The 17,330-nt window shown below is 61.8% G+C and carries 16 protein-coding genes; 10 read left to right on the top strand and 6 right to left on the bottom strand.

Going from position 1 to position 17,330, the window contains the following annotated elements; translation table 11 throughout:
• The first annotated feature begins 10 nt into the window (after positions 1-10).
• Entirely contained in the window at positions 11-922 is a 912-nt protein-coding gene (locus tag Pan181_RS24905) for a 4-(cytidine 5'-diphospho)-2-C-methyl-D-erythritol kinase (protein WP_145251563.1), read from the top strand.
• Positions 885-1,568 (top strand): SpoVG family protein, encoded by a 684-nt coding sequence (locus Pan181_RS24910; RefSeq protein WP_231943699.1) that lies wholly within the window; start codon positions 885-887, stop codon positions 1,566-1,568. The genes Pan181_RS24905 and Pan181_RS24910 overlap by 38 nt, the downstream gene beginning before the upstream one ends.
• Positions 1,569-1,589: 21 nt before the next feature.
• On the opposite strand, the gene Pan181_RS24915 is transcribed toward Pan181_RS24910, so the two are convergent.
• The 4 genes from Pan181_RS24915 to Pan181_RS24930 all read right to left on the bottom strand — a co-directional run bounded on the left by Pan181_RS24915 (position 1,590) and on the right by Pan181_RS24930 (position 8,156).
• A complete protein-coding gene (locus tag Pan181_RS24915) occupies positions 1,590-2,975 on the bottom strand; it encodes a tetratricopeptide repeat protein (protein ID WP_197528695.1) in 1,386 nt (461 codons plus the stop codon).
• A gap of 76 nt (positions 2,976-3,051) precedes the next feature.
• Positions 3,052-4,464, bottom strand: coding sequence for a class II fumarate hydratase (locus Pan181_RS24920; RefSeq protein WP_145251567.1), 1,413 nt, complete (start codon positions 4,462-4,464; stop codon positions 3,052-3,054).
• Positions 4,465-5,156: 692 nt separating this feature from the next.
• A complete protein-coding gene (locus Pan181_RS24925) occupies positions 5,157-5,786 on the bottom strand; it encodes a gamma-glutamylcyclotransferase family protein (protein WP_197528696.1) in 630 nt (209 codons plus the stop codon).
• A 75-nt stretch (positions 5,787-5,861) separates the two neighbouring features.
• Complete coding sequence (locus Pan181_RS24930) at positions 5,862-8,156, bottom strand: bifunctional SulP family inorganic anion transporter/carbonic anhydrase (RefSeq protein WP_145251571.1); 2,295 nt, start codon at positions 8,154-8,156, stop codon at positions 5,862-5,864.
• A 207-nt stretch (positions 8,157-8,363) separates the two neighbouring features.
• Between Pan181_RS24930 and Pan181_RS24935 the strand changes: the two genes are divergently transcribed.
• Both Pan181_RS24935 and Pan181_RS24940 read left to right on the top strand, forming a co-directional pair.
• Positions 8,364-9,758, top strand: coding sequence for a S41 family peptidase (locus Pan181_RS24935; RefSeq protein ID WP_197528697.1), 1,395 nt, complete (start codon positions 8,364-8,366; stop codon positions 9,756-9,758).
• A gap of 494 nt (positions 9,759-10,252) precedes the next feature.
• The gene (locus tag Pan181_RS24940; protein ID WP_145251575.1) at positions 10,253-10,537 is read left to right on the top strand and encodes a hypothetical protein; all 285 of its coding nucleotides are present in this window, start codon (positions 10,253-10,255) and stop codon (positions 10,535-10,537) included.
• Here Pan181_RS24940 and Pan181_RS24945 read toward each other — a convergent pair.
• Positions 10,523-11,917 (bottom strand): bifunctional folylpolyglutamate synthase/dihydrofolate synthase, encoded by a 1,395-nt coding sequence (locus tag Pan181_RS24945; protein WP_145251577.1) that lies wholly within the window; start codon positions 11,915-11,917, stop codon positions 10,523-10,525. The two genes, Pan181_RS24940 and Pan181_RS24945, sit on opposite strands and share 15 nt — an antisense overlap.
• Before the next feature lie 152 nt (positions 11,918-12,069).
• Between Pan181_RS24945 and Pan181_RS24950 the strand changes: the two genes are divergently transcribed.
• The 3 genes from Pan181_RS24950 to Pan181_RS24960 all read left to right on the top strand — a co-directional run bounded on the left by Pan181_RS24950 (position 12,070) and on the right by Pan181_RS24960 (position 14,477).
• Positions 12,070-12,339, top strand: a complete 270-nt coding sequence (locus tag Pan181_RS24950; RefSeq protein WP_145251579.1) for a putative signal transducing protein — start codon at positions 12,070-12,072, stop codon at positions 12,337-12,339.
• Positions 12,340-12,418: 79 nt separating this feature from the next.
• Positions 12,419-13,453 (top strand): SMP-30/gluconolactonase/LRE family protein, encoded by a 1,035-nt coding sequence (locus tag Pan181_RS24955; RefSeq protein ID WP_145251581.1) that lies wholly within the window; start codon positions 12,419-12,421, stop codon positions 13,451-13,453.
• Between the two features lie 112 nt (positions 13,454-13,565).
• Positions 13,566-14,477, top strand: coding sequence for an NAD(P)-dependent oxidoreductase (locus Pan181_RS24960; RefSeq protein WP_197528698.1), 912 nt, complete (start codon positions 13,566-13,568; stop codon positions 14,475-14,477).
• A gap of 54 nt (positions 14,478-14,531) precedes the next feature.
• On the opposite strand, the gene Pan181_RS24965 is transcribed toward Pan181_RS24960, so the two are convergent.
• Positions 14,532-14,981 carry a hypothetical protein gene (locus Pan181_RS24965; protein ID WP_197528699.1) on the bottom strand — a complete coding sequence of 150 codons (450 nt, stop codon included), beginning with the start codon at positions 14,979-14,981 and terminating at the stop codon, positions 14,532-14,534.
• Between the two features lie 73 nt (positions 14,982-15,054).
• On the opposite strand from Pan181_RS24965, the gene Pan181_RS24970 reads away from it, so the two are divergent.
• The 3 genes from Pan181_RS24970 to Pan181_RS24980 all read left to right on the top strand — a co-directional run bounded on the left by Pan181_RS24970 (position 15,055) and on the right by Pan181_RS24980 (position 17,328).
• Positions 15,055-16,437 (top strand): L-serine ammonia-lyase, encoded by a 1,383-nt coding sequence (locus Pan181_RS24970; protein WP_145251585.1) that lies wholly within the window; start codon positions 15,055-15,057, stop codon positions 16,435-16,437.
• A 132-nt stretch (positions 16,438-16,569) separates the two neighbouring features.
• Positions 16,570-16,824, top strand: coding sequence for a hypothetical protein (locus Pan181_RS24975; protein WP_145251587.1), 255 nt, complete (start codon positions 16,570-16,572; stop codon positions 16,822-16,824).
• 18 nt (positions 16,825-16,842) lie between these two features.
• The gene (locus Pan181_RS24980) at positions 16,843-17,328 is read left to right on the top strand and encodes a hypothetical protein (RefSeq protein WP_145251589.1); all 486 of its coding nucleotides are present in this window, start codon (positions 16,843-16,845) and stop codon (positions 17,326-17,328) included.
• Positions 17,329-17,330 lie beyond the last annotated feature (2 nt).

Genomic DNA, 17,330 nt, shown 5'->3' on the forward strand with positions numbered 1-17,330 from the left:
CAGTGAGAGCATGTTTTTTGAGTGCAGCAACAATGGATGCGTGGTTCATACTTCCGCCAAAATAAACCTGGGTCTGGAAGTCTTGGGTCGACTATCCGACGGATATCACCAAGTCGAGACGCTACTAATTCCTGTGCGTCTGTGCGATACACTTGTCTACTCGCCGACCGCTAATCCGCTGCAACTCAAGCTGATTGGCACCCCAAGCTGCCCTGCTAGCTCGCTTGCTTGCGATCCTGAGCAAAATCTGGTGACCAAGGCCGCAGAGCTGCTGGCAGACGAGACCGGCCGCACGGCTACCGGCATGCTGCAACTGCACAAACGCATTCCGACGCAAGCCGGTTTGGGAGGTGGTTCGAGCGACGCGGCAGCGACGCTGGCTCTGCTCAATCGGGCGTGGAAACTCAACCTTCCCACCTCGCGACTGGTGGAACTCGCTAAGCAACTGGGGACCGATGTGCCGTTCTTCCTGACTCCTGGAGCCGCGTTCGGCACCGGACGAGGGGAACAGCTCGAGCCGGTCCCCTTCCCCGCGGGGGTGCCGCTGGTGCTCGTAAAACCGCCGGTCGGTTTGTCGACGCCCGAGGTGTTCGCCGCGTTGGGACTCGCGCCAGGCGAGTCGGCCAGCCAGGCTTCGGGTTACTGCAAACGCCTTGTGGATCATCTGAGGCGACATGCTCCCATCACTCAATGGCGGAACTTGGTACGTAACTCGCTTCAGCCGGCAGCGATTCGGCTGAGCGATTGGATAGATAAAATCGCCGACGCATTTCATCGTCTTCCGGTGGTCCTCCACCAGATGACGGGCAGTGGCAGCGGCTATTATGCTGTATGTCGATCGTGGCGCGAGGCACGTTGCATCGCATCGCGCTTGAGGGGGCAACATGGGCAGTTCGCGTTGGCGACTCGCACCTGCCTGTAGTCGTGCTGGTTCGCAAGGAGATCTGGCAGTGGAAATCACCGAAGTTCGCATCAAACTCATGGACGAACCTGGGGAACGTCTCAAGGCGTTCTGTTCCATAACGTTTGACGATTGTTTCGTTATCCGCGATCTGAAAATCATCGAAGGCACCACCGGGCCTTTCGTTGCCATGCCCAGTCGCAAACTCACCGCACACTGTCCTGGCTGCGGCATGAAGAACCACCTGCGGAGCAACTATTGCAACCAGTGTGGTCGAAAGCTCGACGCCAACCAGGCCATTCGGCAGGCAGATGGTCGGGCGAAGCTGTACGCCGACATCGCCCATCCGATTAATTCGGAGTGCCGGGAGCAGATTCAGGAAGTCGTCATTCGAGAGTTCACCGAAGAGATTGAACGCTCGAAACTCCCCGGCTACGTCTCGCGGTACGACGATTACGACGAAGAGTACTCGGCGCCGCCGAATCGTACGACTCGCGTGGACGAAGCCCACGATGGGCATTCGAGTGCCACGCCGCATCATCCACCACCATCGTCGCCGGCGACGCAGTCGGTTTCGGCCAAGCCCTCCGGCGGGGGGCACCAGCCGGCTCCCAAACCACCGCAACAAGGTAGCGATGGTTTCGGTGCTGGTATTTTCGGCGACTGATTCCGGCAGCTCGCTGCTTTGTTACTCGGTGCGATAGGTTTCGCCCTGGCGGAATCGCTTTAGCCGCTCACGGTATTCGCGTTTGTCGTTGGCGTCGGTCGCCAGTACGATGGCTTGCTCCTCGTACGCAATCGCTTGCTGAAAGTCGCCTGCGGTCGCGTGGGCGACGGCCAGCGTATCGAGCACCATCGGGTCTTCGTTGCCAAGCAAGCGAGCCAGGCGACTGGCTGCTTCGATGGCCTGCTGGCCGTTGCGGTAGCGATCGAGCGGGCAGGTTGCCAGCAACCAGGCGGTGCTGTGGTACGCCCGCGCCGAGCGCGGATTCAACCGCAACGAACGCTCGAAGTCGGCGGCCGCTTGCTCGTACAACGCCTGGCTGGCAAACAGGTTGCCCCGGCCCAGGTAGGCTTCGCTCGATCCGGGATCGATACGCAGCGCGGTGTTAAAGTCGCTGGCCGCTTCGTTCGCTTTTCCCATCTGGGTGTAGGCGGCTCCGCGGGCGGAGTACAAATCGGCCTCGTTCGGCATGGCCTGGATGGCCACGTTGTAGTCGTCGACCGCTTCGGGCCACCGCTCCATCTGGCTCAGCAGCTCCGCTCGGTTGTAGCGAGCGACCGCAAAACCGGGCGCCAGGTCGACCACCCGATTGAAGTCCGACAGGGCTTCGGTGTGCTTTGCATAACGGGCGAGGGTTACCCCGCGGTTGTGCATCGCTTGCCAGCAGGTGCCATCCAGCAGAATGGCTTCCTGAAAGTCATCAAACGCGTCGTGTTCGTTGCCACCGGCGACGAGCAGCTCGCCCCGGCGGTTGTAGGCCCAGGCACCTAGGCGGGCGAGGGCCTGCCCGGTCGACTGGTCGGGCCCGGCGTCGATCGCCCGATGGCACTGGTCGATCACGTCGCCGTAGTCGCCGACCGAGGTCGCATCGACCGCCAGCTCGCGGGCGACTACTAGCAGCGCGGCCGACCGCGACGGAACATGCTCCATCTTGGCCATGGCCAGCTGAATGACCTGCTCGGCGGTCTTGGGAGGGGTCTGATCGTCGACCACCACGGCCGGACCCTCAGGCTCCACCGGTTCGATTTTCTGCAGCTCCACCGGCTCGGGAAGCAGCCAGGCAGGCTGCCCGAGTTCGGCCATGGCGGCCGGTTCCGGCGGGTTTTCAGCGTCCGGCGCTGCGGATGCTGGCACCGTGACCGGCGTCGCGGCTGGCTTCTCCGGCTTGGCGGCTCGCCAGTAGCTGGCAAGCTCCACGCCGGGTAGTTGCTGCGGTAACTCCACCCGCTCAACAGCGGGTGGAGCAACCGGGTTCACGATTTGGTCGGGTATCGCAACAGGTGGCTCCGCACCTGCGGGGGCGCACCCCCACGCGAGTACCGGGACTGTCAGCAGCCAGTGTTTCATCATCCCCATGTTCCACGCATCCTTTCGTGGGCCAAAAGGTTATCGTCAGCAGTCGTCCACCCAACGGGGGGAGTGAGGCTTACGCCTCGGGGCGGGTCATGCTGTCGTAGTTCATTAGTTCTTCCAAGCGAGCCGGCGGCATCAATTCCAATTCGCCAACCAGTTGCTTGATGGTCTTGTTCTCTTTGTGAGCCTGCTTCGCCAGCGCGGCACACTTTTCGTAGCCAACTTCGGGAGCCAGCGCGGTGATCGTCATCAGCGAGCTGTCCAGCAACTCGGCACAACGCTCTTCGTTCACTTCCAAGCCCTTCAGCAGCTTGTCGACGAACACGTTGGCCACGTTGGCCATGAGCGAAACCGATTCGAGGAACGCTTCGATCATCACTGGCATCGCGACATTCAGTTCGAAGATCGATCCGACACCGCCCAGGGCCGAGGCCATCACGGTGCCATCGTTGCCGATCACCCGGCAAGCGACCTGCATCATGCTCTCGCAAATCACCGGATTCACCTTGCCTGGCATGATGGACGAGCCGGGCTGAATGGCGGGCAGGTTGAGTTCGCCGATGCCGCAACGAGGGCCGCTACCAAGGTGGCGAATGTCGTTGGCGATCTTGGTCATCGACACGGCAATCGTCTTCAGTTCGCCGTGAGCTTCCACGAACGAGTCTTTGGCCGCCTGGGCTTCGCAGTGGTTTTCGGCCTCGGTGAACAGCACGCCGAGCTTGGTGGTAAGCGACTTGCAGACCCGGCCCGAGAAGTCGGGGTGGGTGTTGATGCCGGTACCGACGGCGGTGCCGCCGATCGGCATGTTCTCGAGAATCCGCTCTTTCGCCCGGTCGGCACGCACGGCCGCGTTCTTAGCCTGGGCGGCGTAGCCGTGGAACATCTGGCCGACGCGAATCGGCGTGGCGTCCATCAGGTGGGTGCGACCCACTTTGATGATCTTGTCCCACTCGTCGCCCCGCTTGGCGAGCTCTTTGGCCAGGTACTCAAGGCCCGGCTGCAGCTGCTGATCGATCTCCACCGCCGCGGCAATGTGCATGGCCGTGGGGAAGGTATCGTTCGAGCTTTGGCCCATGTTCACGTGGTCGTTCGGGTGAACGCCGCCGTCGGCCTTGGTGGTAGCACCGAGACCGAGCTTTTCGTTCGCCAGCGAGGCAATCACCTCGTTCGCGTTCATGTTGGTGCTGGTACCGCTACCCGTTTGGTAGATATCGACGGGAAAATGCTGGTCGTGCTTTCCTTCGGCCACTTCCGTGGCCGCGGCGATAATCACGTCGGCCAGCTTAGCGTCGAGCTTGCCGAGATCCTTGTTCGCTTGCGCGCAAGCGGCCTTCAGGTGACCAAAGGCGTGGATCACCGCAGCTGGGACAGGACGCTTGGCAATGGGGAAATTTTCGACCGCCCGGCCCGTGCTCGCGCCGTACAGCGCGTCGGCCGGAACTTGCATTTCGCCCATTGTGTCACGTTCAATTCGGTTGTCGGTCATGGTTCGAGCTTTCGCTGTTGGGGGTGTATGGGGCAATGGTAGCGATACACATGTGCTAGCAACCCGCCACATACGCGCGGCGATCATAGGGCCTAACCCGTATCCGCGACAATGGCGATTCCCACACGCAGACGACTAGCACCGGGCTACCACCTGTTTAGTGTACCGCGACACCGGCGATGCGCCATGAGTCCGGTACCTGGTAACCAGCACCAGGGTCAGGGAGTTTTGCGAGCACTCGCTCCGACGTAGTTTGTCACACGTGCACCCGATCGCGCACCGCGCGATCGACGTCTGCTAGCAGTCGAGTGGCTTTAATTTTCGCGACCTCGCGTCGATCGATTGTGCCCCCAAAAGCCGGAAAACGATCGGTGGGGGCAATTCTTACGTCGAACGCAATGGTCGTAAGCTGTTATTGAGTCGTGGTTTGCATGATGAGCGATGCTCCTAAGTCGATTTGAATGGCCCCCGGGGTGGGGGCTTTATCCTGCCGGCCTGCTGACCCCTGCTACTGGCAGGGGCGCAGCAGGCCAGACAACGCGATCACCCGGCGAGCGAATTCGCACAACGCCCGCCCGCTTAGTGATACGTCTGTACACCTACCCATTAGACCAAACCACGAGCCAAATTCAAGCGAAATTTTTGGCCACTTGGCCCACCTTGCCTCTCACCGCAGCGGCAGTCGCCGCCTGTTATTCGATGCGAATGCTGGCAAACTCGGCAGGCGAGCGGTGCTGCAGCAGCTTGTCGATTTGGTGGGCTTCGGGCACCTGGCGAAAGGGCGAGCGGGGAAACACCCGGTCGTTCACCCAGTGGTGGCTCCAACTATCGGTCGATGCCAGAAACTCGCTGGCGAACGCGTCGGCCGTGTCGAGCAGGCGGTCGACCTCCAGACACCCCTGCAGGCAGATGTCGATATACGACTGCACCAGCGGGAACTTCTCGGTCGCTTCGCGGGGTTCGAGCGTTTGGTAGGTAATCACCTCGGCGGTTGCCAGGTCGATCGCGGTGGTGTCGCCTAGCAGTTCGATCTGCCCCAGTTCCACCGGCACCCGGCGATACTCCGATTCCCGCTGATCGAGCGCGGGAATCTCCTCCGGCTCGTAGGCCAGCAGCACCCCGTTGGTCGTGGCCGACCGATCGGGCACGATGCCGAGGTAGGTGCAGGAGAAGCCGATGTCGCGGCCCCGGGTAATCCACCCTCGGCGAAATCCATGCACCCGCACCGGCACGGGAGGCTGCGTGCTCTTCAGGTTTCTCAAACGCGAGTTCGCCTGAATCAGCGAACCATAGCCAAACACGTACGCGGTGGGAGCTTCCATACAATCACTCATCGTCGCTCAAGTTGCCGAATCTATAGCCGTGTTGTCAAACAGAGAGAGAGGGGGGAGAGGGAGTTACGGATGGTGGGCGATTTTCACCTGGCCTTGCTCGTTGAGCGGGCGGACCTCGCCGGTGACGATATCGTACAGCAGCCCAACCACCTGCACCCGATCTTCGGCGACCGCTTCGCGAATCACCCGGCTACGGTCGATGATCTCGTGCACGGTACGCATCACGTTTCTGGCAGCGATTTCGTCGGCCAGGTAATGGCGGCTCTCGTCGGTCCCTTCGCGATACAGGCCGACTTCGCCTTCGTTCACGCTTTGCTGCACCTCGGTCACCACGGCCCCTAGATGCTCGCAGCCGGTTGCCTCGTGGGCGTCGTGATTTTCGACCAACAACTCGAGCGACGACTTCACCGCTCCGCAGCGAGTGTGCCCAAGCACGACGACCAGCTTCACCTGGGCGACGGCCACGCCGTACTCGATGCTACCGAGGCTCTTCGTGCCGATCACGTTGCCAGCGACACGGACACAAAGGATGTCGCCGATGCCGAGGTCGAAGATAATCTCGGCCGGCACTCGCGAGTCGATGCACCCCAGCACCACGGCCAACGGGCTTTGTTCGCGCGAGGTGCCATCGATCTGCCGCGTGTAGTCGCGCGAGATCTGCTCGCCCCGCAGGAAGCGTCGATTGCCCTCGAGCAATAGGTCGATCGCCTGCTGGGGAGTAATGCGATCGAGCAAGTCGCGTGTCGAGAAGTCGGCGTACTGAATGTGGTCTTCGAGTTGGTACTTGGTGCGGAAGCCGCGCAGGCTCACTCGCACGTTGTGCGCTGGGGCGATCTGATCTTTGAACTCGCGGATCAGGCTAAGCACGTCGGGGTCGATGTAGTCGGTTCCGCGGGCGTCGATCAACAAGTCGCTACCAGGGGCAACTTCCTCGAACAGCTTATTGAGGGCCGCCTTGTTGAGGAAGCTCACCTGGTTGGCAAGTTCGATGTGCAGTACCTCGCCATCGACATGGGTCTCGACGATCCGCTTGATCGGCCGCCGAACGTTGCTGTTGAGAATAAAGAGCACCGAAATGCCGAGCCCGATGAGAATGCCAATCAGCAGGTCGCTAAACACGATGGCGACGAGCGTGACAATGAACGGCACGAACTGGTAGCGGCCTTCGCTCCACATGTCGCCGAACAGCTTGGGACTGGCCAGCTTGATACCTGTGACCAGCAGGATGGCTGCCAGCGCCGAGAGGGGAATCATATTCAGGTAGGTCGGTAAGAAAGCGACGCAGACCAACAGCAGCAACCCATGAAACAGGGTGGAACGTTTGGTTTTGCAGCCGTTGTTCGCGTTCACCGAACCACGAACGATGACCGACGTGATGGGGAGCCCGCCGATGAGACCCGAAACGATATTGCCGGCCCCTTGAGCCCACAGCTCGCGACTCGGCGGGGAGTGCCGCCGGTCGGGGTCGATTTTGTCGACCGCTTCCAAGTTGAGCAACGTTTCGAGCGATGCAACGATGGCAATGGTCGCCCCGGCGGTGTAGACCGCGGGATCGGCCAGCGCTCCCAGGTCGGGAAGCGTGAGGTAACCAAAGAAGTCGCTGGCCGATTCGGCGACCGGTATCTTGCTCACCAGATGATCTTTGGAGATCGCCCAGGTATCGCCCAGTCGGGCAAACCAGCGCTGCAGGCCGACGCCGGCCAGCACTACGATGAGTTGTGGAGGAATGGGCAAACTGCGAATGCCTTTGATTTTTGGCCACGCCACGAGCAATGCGATGGAGGCCAACCCGATCACGGTAGCGCCGAGGTGCAAGTCGCCTTCGACGATCATCGTGTAGATTTCGCTGAAGGTATTGTGTTCATCCGGCTGCACGTATCCCATATCGCCTTCGGGATCGGAGTCGCGGCCGAGCAAGTGAGGGATTTGCTTGAGGATCAGAATCACTCCGATCGCGGCCAACAGTCCTTTGATCACGCTGGAGGGAAAGAACGCCGAGAGGGCACCCGCTTTCAGCACCCCGAGGCCCACTTGCAGCACCCCGGCAATCACCACGGCCATCAAGAACGCCTGGTACGAGCCGAGCGACGCAATGCTAGCGGCGACAATGGTGGTGAGTCCCGCCGCGGGACCGCTGACACTGGTGTGCGATCCGCTGAGCCCCCCCACGACCAGCCCCCCCAGAGTGCCGGCCAGCAATCCCGCAAACGGCGGCGCATCGGAAGCTAGCGCAATGCCCAAACAAAGCGGCAACGCGACGAGAAACACGACCAAACCACTCGATAAGTCGGCCGGAAGTGTCTTCGGGTCGGAGATGGAGTAGAGCGGATGGCTGTAGGTGGTCGCGGTACTGGGCATGGCAACGCAGGGGATAAGGGAGTTCGAGCCCCTCCATCGGCTCACGGGTCAGGATACCGTATCGAACCCCACAACAAGAGAGAATCCTCGCAAAAACAGGAAGACGGGTGCGGAGAAACGCGGTTTATGCATAGAATGCGGCATGTCCCCCTGCGACACCACGGCGTGTCGACAAGCGAAAGAAGAACGAAGAGAGCAAATCCAGCGATGTCGCGACGCAATCTTGCCTGGCTATTACTATCGGTCGTGTTCTGCCTGCTGTGTTACTACCGCGGCGATCAAGATCCCTACGCCCGCTACGCGCTGGAGGGATACAAGATGATCGACCGCATGGCGTACGAAGAGGTACCCGACCGCGAGCTGTTCGAAGGGGCCATGCGGGGCATGGTGGATGTGCTGCATCGCAAGGGGGACGAGCACTCGGCTTTTCTACCAGAACAAAGCGCGAAGCGCATGCAGTCGCAGATTGCGCAAGAGATCGACGGAGTCGGAGTGATTCTGCACGTCGACGGCGAGCCCCCCATGCTCAAAGTGGCCGGACCACCGCTACCGGGAAAACCAGCCGACCGTGCGGGCGTGCGCGAGAACGATGCCATCCTGGCGATCGACGGCAAGCTGCTCGGCGAGATGTCGGTCAGAGAACTCCAACTAGCGATCGACATGATTCGCGGCCGCGCTGGGGAGTCGCTCGAACTAACCGTGCTGCACGAAGGGGAAAACGAACCCGAGACACTCACGCTGGTTCGCGAGCGGATCGAAATCGACTCGCTCCGTGGCGATCGCCTGCTGCCCGACTATACCTGGCAATACCTGCTCGACGACGACTCGAGAATCGCCTTGGTGCGGCTCGTGACATTCGGCATTAAATCGTCGGGCGAGCTCGAGAAGCTGCTCCCCAAACTCAAAGCTCAAGGCATGCAGGCTATGATCCTCGACCTGCGAACCAACCCAGGCGGCGTGCTCGGCGGTGCGGTGGAGACCTGCGAGCTGTTCCTGCCGGCCAACGAGTTGGTGGTGGAGACCCGCGACCGACTAGACCGAGTGCGGGCGAGCGACTACACGAGCGCCGATGGCCCTTACGTCGACTTGCCACTGGTGGTGCTGATCGACCACAACAGCGCGAGCGCCAGCGAGATCGTGGCCGCCTGCCTGCAGGACCATAAGCAAGCCGTTGTGATCGGCGAGCGAAGCTACGGCAAAGGAACCGTGCAGGAGCTGCATCCCATGCAAGCGGGCCGCAGCACGTTGAAGCTCACCTGCGCGAGCTTCTGGCGTCCGAGCGGCAAGAACATCCATCGGCTGAACCCCGATCGTCAGGCCGCGCTGGTCGACGACAACTGGGGCGTGTCGCCGAACGAAGGGTTCACGGTGCCGATGTCGGAAGTGGAATACGAGCGGCTGCTCAAAGCCCGCGCAAAACGCGACGTCACGGTCTATCATCCCGAGACTCCCCCTTCGGACGACGAGCTGCTGTTCTACGACCCCGTGGTCGAGACAGCCGTGGCTTACTTCCAGGAACTACTCGACCGCTTGCCGGAAGAATCGCTGGATCCACCCGCTACGACGCAGCCCAGCGAGTCGGCCGAACCGCTAGCACCCTAACCAAGTCATTGGGGTGAGCGTGCTAGCGAGTGGGTGATCGGTCGCCCACCACTGCGATGTCTCGCTGCGCATGATAGCTTTGCTAGCTTCTGTAATCGGAAGGTCGTTACGTTCTGTTTTGCAAAGTTTGCAAAGCTGACAACCAACCTGCCTAAACGTCATCGAACGAAAAACACCGGCGTTTTCAGGCGTTGGTTTTTTTTCTGGCAAACATCTGCCAATTGGCACGCGGGCTGCAATAAGGTTTCCCCGTCGAAGCATCTAACCTTTGGCAACATGGGATGGGTTGATCGGACGCAACGAGGACACGAGTACCCGCCGCGGGTCCACCTCACCGCCCGACTCACTCAACCAGCGAAGCGGGCTCTTGCCCGGCAAGAGCCACCGACGTGGCGGGTGGAAATCCTGAATCTCCTCCCCCACCATAGCCGCGTATCGGTGTCCCCCCGACTTTTCCAGATTTCTTATCCGCTACATTTCGAGGCACCTTTACGATGAATATTCCACGCCGCATTCGTACCGTTGTTGTTTCTGTTCCCGTCGACAACGATTGGCTGACCAACAAGTCGGCTAGCCGTTCGCGAGTGAAGCCGAGCGACCTTCTGCCATGGTCGGATCCCACGATCGCCAAGCTGGTTCGCAAGCTGCAACACGAAGTACGCACCGAGCAAAGCCGAGTGGTTGCCGAGGCCGAGATGCCTTGGAACGAGCCCTTCGAGTACGAGTTCGACGACCACAACGGGTTCTCGATCGATACCGACGCGCTACTCAATCGTTGATCGCTCACCGGCCAGTAGCTGCTCGCGAACCAACGGTCGCAACTCGGCCGCCAGGAAGAACGAACCAGCGATGGCTACCAATCCCTCCGGCGGGGTGACTTCCAGCGCCCGCTGCCAGGCTTGGGTGGGGGTTTCCAACAGCTCCAGTGTGTGCTGCTCGGTTGCCAGCTCGCCGAATACTTGCCGCAGTTCCTCGTGCGGCACCGTGCGGGGGTTCGATAGGTACTCGGTCACAAGCACCCGCTCGAAAGCGGGCAGCAGCTCACGAGCGATGGCCGCCACGTCTTTGTCGCGGCTGCAAGCGACGATCAGCGTGCGAGGTTGCTCGCGACGGTCGAGCAACGTGCCTGCCAGGGCGCGAGCGCTTGCTTCGTTGTGGGCGGTGTCGATCACCACCAACGGCTTGGCAGCAATCAGCTCGATCCGCCCGGCCAACTGCAGGTTGGCCAGCGCCGCGCGGCGCGGCTGCTCCGGCACGTGCCAGCCTTGCTTTACCAGTTCGTCGATCGTGGCCAGCGCTACTGCTGCGTTGGCTGTTTGATGCACGCCGGCCAGCGAAAGCTCCACGTCGGTGAGTAGCGGTGCGCCGTCCACCAGGTAGTCGAAGCACTGCCCGTGGTACTGGTAGTGGAATTGCTCGCCGCACTGAATGAGCCGGCAACCATGCTCGCGGGCGACCTCGGCAATCACTTCGCGCGGTTCGTCGAGAACGACGCCCGAGACCACCGGCACGCCCGACTTGATGATGCCAGCCTTCTCGCCAGCGATGCTCGCCAGGGTGTTGCCGAGTTGTCGGGTGTGGTCGAGGCTGATGCTGGTGATCACGCTCACCGCAGGCAAGCAGACATTCGTCGAATCGAGCCGCCCACCGAGTCCGACCTCGAGCACCATCGCGTCGCACTGTTGCTGCGCAAAGTACACCAGGGCCAAGGCGGTGGTGATGTCGAAGAACGTCAGCCCTTCGTCATCGTCGGTCGATGCCGCGCGGCGATCGAACTCGTCGACCATCGGCCGCAGTTGATCCACCAGGTCGGCCAACGTTTCGCCGGGAATCGGCACCCCGTTAATCGCAAACCGCTCTTCCAATCGCTCCAAATGGGGCGAGCTGAACACCCCCACGCGGTATCCGGCCGCCGTCAACATGGCGGCAATCATCGCAGCGGTCGAGCCTTTGCCCTTGGTGCCTGCGATGTGCACGATCGGGGCCGCCGTGTCGGGGCTACCCAGCGCGGTGACGAACTGCCGCATGCGGTCGAGCTTCAGTTGCCGCTCGCCGTACGGTACGTGCCGCACCCGCTCATAATTGATACGACCCAACAACCACTCCACCGCCAAGTCGCGGCGCGTCGTCGGTTCAGGCGTAGAGGCGGGCTCGTTCATAGCTGTTTAGCATCGCAGTTTCAGCTTTTTGTCGCTAGCCGGCCTCCCCCCGCTTACGGGGCCAACCAACAGGTAGTTGGTGGCCACTAGTCCGACCAGAAGATAGAATAGAGCAGTAAGTTTCCCACCCTGGTTTTAGGAGCCCCCTCATCATGGCCGATCCCGAAGATCCTTATGTTGTGACCCATGCCCATTCCGTGATGGAAGCCGCACCCATTGTGGCCGCGCTCGAGCGTGCCGGCATCAAAGCGACGACCAACAACGCCGAGTCGGCCACGATTCTTCCCGAAGCCATGGGCGAGGTCGAAATCGTCGTCGCCACGCGCGATGCTCCCCGGGCCGAAACCTTGTTGCAGCTGATCGAAGAACATGGCACCGATGTCGATTGGGATCAAGTCGACGTCGGCGAGCCCGAAGAGTAATCGCTCGCTCACCTCGACGGACGATTGCCGAGCGAAGCCACCTTGCTGACCGCTTACCTCGACCATACGAAGGACAACCATGCGTATTGAGCTACTTGCGGCCACGTTCATCCTCTGTTGCGTCGCTCCGACTTGGAGCCTGGCCCAACAAGATGTTTCCCCGATCGAAACCATCGGCACCATCGAGATCCTCGACCCGGCGGCCGATTCACTCATCGACTCCGAAGCCAAGATCGAACGACTCGCGACCGGTTTCAAGTGGAGCGAAGGACCTGTTTGGATCAGCGAGGGTGGCTTCCTTGTCTTCTCCGACGTGCCGCAGAACACTGTGTTCAAATGGCAAGAAGGCAAGGGACTCGGTGTTTACCTGAAACCTTCCGGCTACACCGGCGAGCCGATCGAGAATCGCGAACCGGGCTCCAACGGCTTGGCCCTCGATGGCGAAGGGCGACTGCTGCTTTGCCAGCATGGCGACCATCGTGTCGCGATGATGGACGCGCCGGTCACGAGCCCCGAGCCCAAGTTCATCACCATCGCTGGCGACATCGACGGCAAAACGTTCAACAGCCCGAACGACCTTACCGTGCATTCGTCGGGAGCGATCTACTTTACCGATCCCCCGTACGGTCGGCCTCAAGGCTTCGACGATCCCGATCGCCCGCTCGACTACCAAGGGGTCTATCGCGTGATGCCGGGCGAGCCAGCCCAACTGATGACCAAAGAACTGCGGGCGCCGAATGGCATTGCCTTGTCGCCCGACGAAAAAACGCTGTACGTCGCCCAGAGCGATCGCGACCGTCCTTTGTACATGGCTTATCCCGTGCAGGACGATGGCACGCTGGGTACCGGGCGCGTGCTGCTGAACGTCAAACGCCTGGCCGACGAACGTCCCGGTAGCGCCGATGGCATGAAGCTCGACTCCAACGGCAACCTGTTTGCCACCGGCCCGGGCGGCGTGCTCATCATCTCGCCCGAGGGCAAGCACCTGGCGACCATCAGCACCGGCGATCGCATTGCCAACTGCGCGTTCGGCGACGATGGTCACACGTTGTACATGACCTCGAACCACGACCTTTGCCGGGTGCGAGTCAAGGCCAAGGGGCTCGGCTTCTAGCAGCCCCCAGAACCGACACCCGCCCGACACCCTGGCAACCGCTCTCTCGCCTGGCCGCCCACGCGCGGCCAGGCCCTTTTGATTTCACCGCTTCGACGAAACTGATTTAGATATGGATATCGCTCCCGACTCGACTCGTATTGGATGGATCGGCACCGGCGTCATGGGTGCGAGCATGTGTGGCCATTTGCTCGCAGCCGGGTATCGCTGCACGGTCTTCAACCGCACCCGGGCGAAGGCCGAACCGCTGCTCGCCAGCGGTGCCGAGTGGGCCGACACGCCGCGCGCGGTGGCCGAAGCCGCCGACGTGGTGTTCTCGATCGTCGGCATGCCCGAAGACGTGCGAAACGTGCTGATCGAAGGGGATGATTGCGCGCTCGCGGGAGCCAAGCCGGGAACGGTACTGGTCGACATGACCACCAGCCAGCCTTCGCTCGCCATCGAGATTGCCGAACTGGCTGCCAAGCAAGACGTCACCAGCATCGACGCACCGGTCTCGGGGGGCGACGTTGGTGCCAAGAACGCCGCGCTGTCGATCATGATCGGCGGCGACGCCACTACAGTCCAACAACTCGAACCGCTCTGGTCGCTCATGGGAAAAACGTGGGTTCACCAAGGAGGCCCCGGCGCCGGGCAGCATACCAAGATGGTGAACCAAACACTGATCGCCACCAACATGATCGGCGTGTGCGAAGCCTTGGTCTACGGCTACCAGGCAGGGCTCGACCTGCCGACGGTCATGCAATCGGTCTCCAGTGGAGCGGCCGGCAGTTGGTCGCTGTCGAACCTCGGCCCTCGGATGATCGAAAACAACTTCGATCCCGGCTTCTTCATCGAACACTTTCTCAAAGACCTCGGCATCGTGCTCGACGAAGCCCGGCAAATGAAGCTATCGCTTCCCGGCGTCGCCCTGGCCGAACAACTCTACCGAGCAGCGGCCGCCCAAGGGCACTCCAAAGATGGCACCCACGCACTGATGCTCGCCATCGCCCAACTATCGGCCATCGACTGGAATAACCGCTAGGAGCGAGTGGGGAAGGGGAGTCCTCAGGCCATCGCGCCCCGAAGGGACAACCACCTATTCGCTGAACTCAGCGGCGGCGAATTTCCGGAAGTCGCTCTCTGACAGCGTGACTCCTTCGTGCACCAGTTGGAACACCATGGGGCACTCGGGCCAGCCGAAGCAGCTGAGCAGCTCGTCGAGTTTCTCTTCGCTGCACGAGCCGTGCATTTCGACGCGGTGCATCTTGCCGTGGTACTCGAACAGATGGCCATCGATCTGCCACCGGCAACCTTGTTGTTCGCCGCCGGCGACCAGGAAGTAGCCGTCGGGCTCGATGTCCATGCGGTCGATCTTCAGCAGTCGCTGCTGCACTTCTTCGAAACGAACCGGCAAGATCGCGTCGAACATCGGGGGACCGCCCGCGGGGGCTGCGTAGGTGGACAAGGCGACTTCGCGGAGAGTCATCTCGGGCCCTGCGGTTAGCTGACTTGGCACCGCAAAAACGTTGGCATGAAAATTGAGCATCTCGACTTACCGCGGCAGGTAGATTAAAGGTAGTGGTTGCAGATGCTTCACACTTTCCGGACGACTTGCCCACATGCTCAGCATTCTCGATTTCTTTACGATTGGTATCGGCCCTTCCAGCTCGCACAGCGTCGGGCCGATGCGGGCGGCCAAGTCGTTTGTCGACCATCTTACCGCAGCCGGGGTGCTGGAGCGGGTCGAGCAGGTCGAAGTTACACTCTATGGCTCGCTGGCCCTTACAGGCAAGGGGCACGGCACCGACAAGGCGGTGATGCTCGGCCTGGCGGGCGAAACCCCCGACGGGGTCGACGTCGACTCGATCGAGCCGAAGCTGGCCGCGGTGGCCAGTAGCAAGCAATTGCACCTCGGCGGCACCCGACTGCTAGCGTTCAACCCTGAAAAACAGTTGAAATTCGACCGTAAGACCAAATGCCGGGTGCATCCGAACCAGATGCGGCTGGTGGCCCACGACGCGGCCGGAACCCTGCTTGCCGAGGAGGTGGTGTACTCCGTCGGCGGCGGCTTCGTGCTGACCGCGGCCGACATCGAGGCCGCCCAGGTCGATTCGTCCCCCGTGGCCGACGACCGCCCGTTCCCGTTCCGCACAGGGGTCGAACTGTTTGAGCATTGCCAGTCGGAGGGATCGTCGGTCAGCCGCATCGTGATGGCCAACGAGCTGCACACCCGCAGCGAAGCTGAACTGCGCGATGGAGTCATGCAGCGGTGGCAGGTAATGCAGGAATGCGTGAAACGCGGGTGCCGGTGCGAAGGCATCCTGCCCGGTGGGCTGAAAGTTCGCCGCCGCGCGCCGGCCCTGTACCAGAAGCTCAAGTCGCGGCACGAAACCACCGATCCGCTGGCCGCGCTCGACTGGGTCGACCTGTACGCCCTGGCGGTGAACGAAGAGAACGCGGCCGGCAGCCGAGTGGTCACCGCCCCCACGAACGGCGCGGCCGGCATCATTCCCGCGGTGCTGCACTACTTCATGAAGTTTGGCCGCGAGGCCACCGACGACGACGTGGTGCGATTCTTCCTGGTCGCCGGAGCGATGGCCATGCTGTATAAGGAGAACGCTTCGATCTCCGGCGCGGAAGTCGGCTGCCAGGGCGAGGTCGGCGTGGCCGCCTCGATGGCCGCGGCCGCGCTCACCGAGGTCCAGGGAGGTTCGGTCGCCCAGGTGCTACAGGCCGCCGAGATTGCCATGGAGCATCACCTGGGTCTCACCTGCGATCCCATCGGTGGACTGGTGCAGGTACCGTGCATCGAACGCAACGCGGTCGCCTCGGTGACTGCGATCAATAGCTCGCGACTCGCTTTGGCAGGCGACGGGAGCCATCGCGTGTCGCTCGATAAAGTCATCGCGACGATGCGGCGGACCGGCGCGGACATGTCGGCCAAGTACAAGGAAACCGCCCGCGGCGGCCTGGCGATCGAAGTGAACGTGATTGAGTGCTAGCGCGGGCGAAAGCTGCCCAATCTGCCGCTTAGCTATTGCGAAACCAGCGGATGGCCACGTACCATAAGACCCAGCGGGTCGACCGACCGCCATTGCCACGAACTACTTTTCTCGCCCCTAGAGACTTCGACCATGGTTTGGTTGTTTGAACGCACTGTCGAAATCGCCGCCTGGTTGGCCATGATTGTCTGCTGGATTTCGATCGGCATGACCATCTACTTCTTCGTTCGCTGGGTGGGAACGCTGCAGGCCGACGAGGTCGACTTCTACCTGCTCCGCGACGCGGCCAAGAGCGCCGGTGCGGCGGTCGGCTTTGCCTTGGGCCTGGGTGGACTGGCCTGCGTCGATCGGTTTCTGTTCGACGCCGACGAGTATCCGCAAAAGTAAGTTGCCACGGCCCCTCCCATGGCTCGCCACGAACACGATCGCGAAGACCTGCTGCGCGACGCAGTTGCCATGGTCGAGCGGATTGCTTGGCGCGACTTGGCGGGGCGCGAACGGTTTGTCGGCTTTCGCTCCACTGGTGCGGTGAGCGTTTATCTCGATCAGGATCCAGCGTATCACTTTAACTCGGCCGACCAGCTCCGCCGCGGCTACGTCGACGGGCAGCTACTCAAAGCCGAACGCGGCCAACTACGCGCAATGCGTCGCGAGCGCCCAGGCGGCGAGGTGCAGCTCGTTTCGCGACTGCTCTCGGCCAGCGAAGCCGAAGCGCTCGTCGCCCGAATGCGGGACGATCTCACACAACTGGCCGACCAACTGGCTGGCGATCAGCTAACGCTCGTGGGCCAGGTGCCTGCCGACCAACCAGTCGCCAAGCGGGTCGCCGACTGGCTGGAGCAGCTGTTGCTCAAGCCGCTTAGCATCGCCCGCTCGCCGCACGCCAAATAGTT

Origin of the sequence: Aeoliella mucimassa (genome assembly GCF_007748035.1) — a bacterium.
GTDB classification, from domain to species: Bacteria; Planctomycetota; Planctomycetia; order Pirellulales; family Lacipirellulaceae; genus Aeoliella; species Aeoliella mucimassa.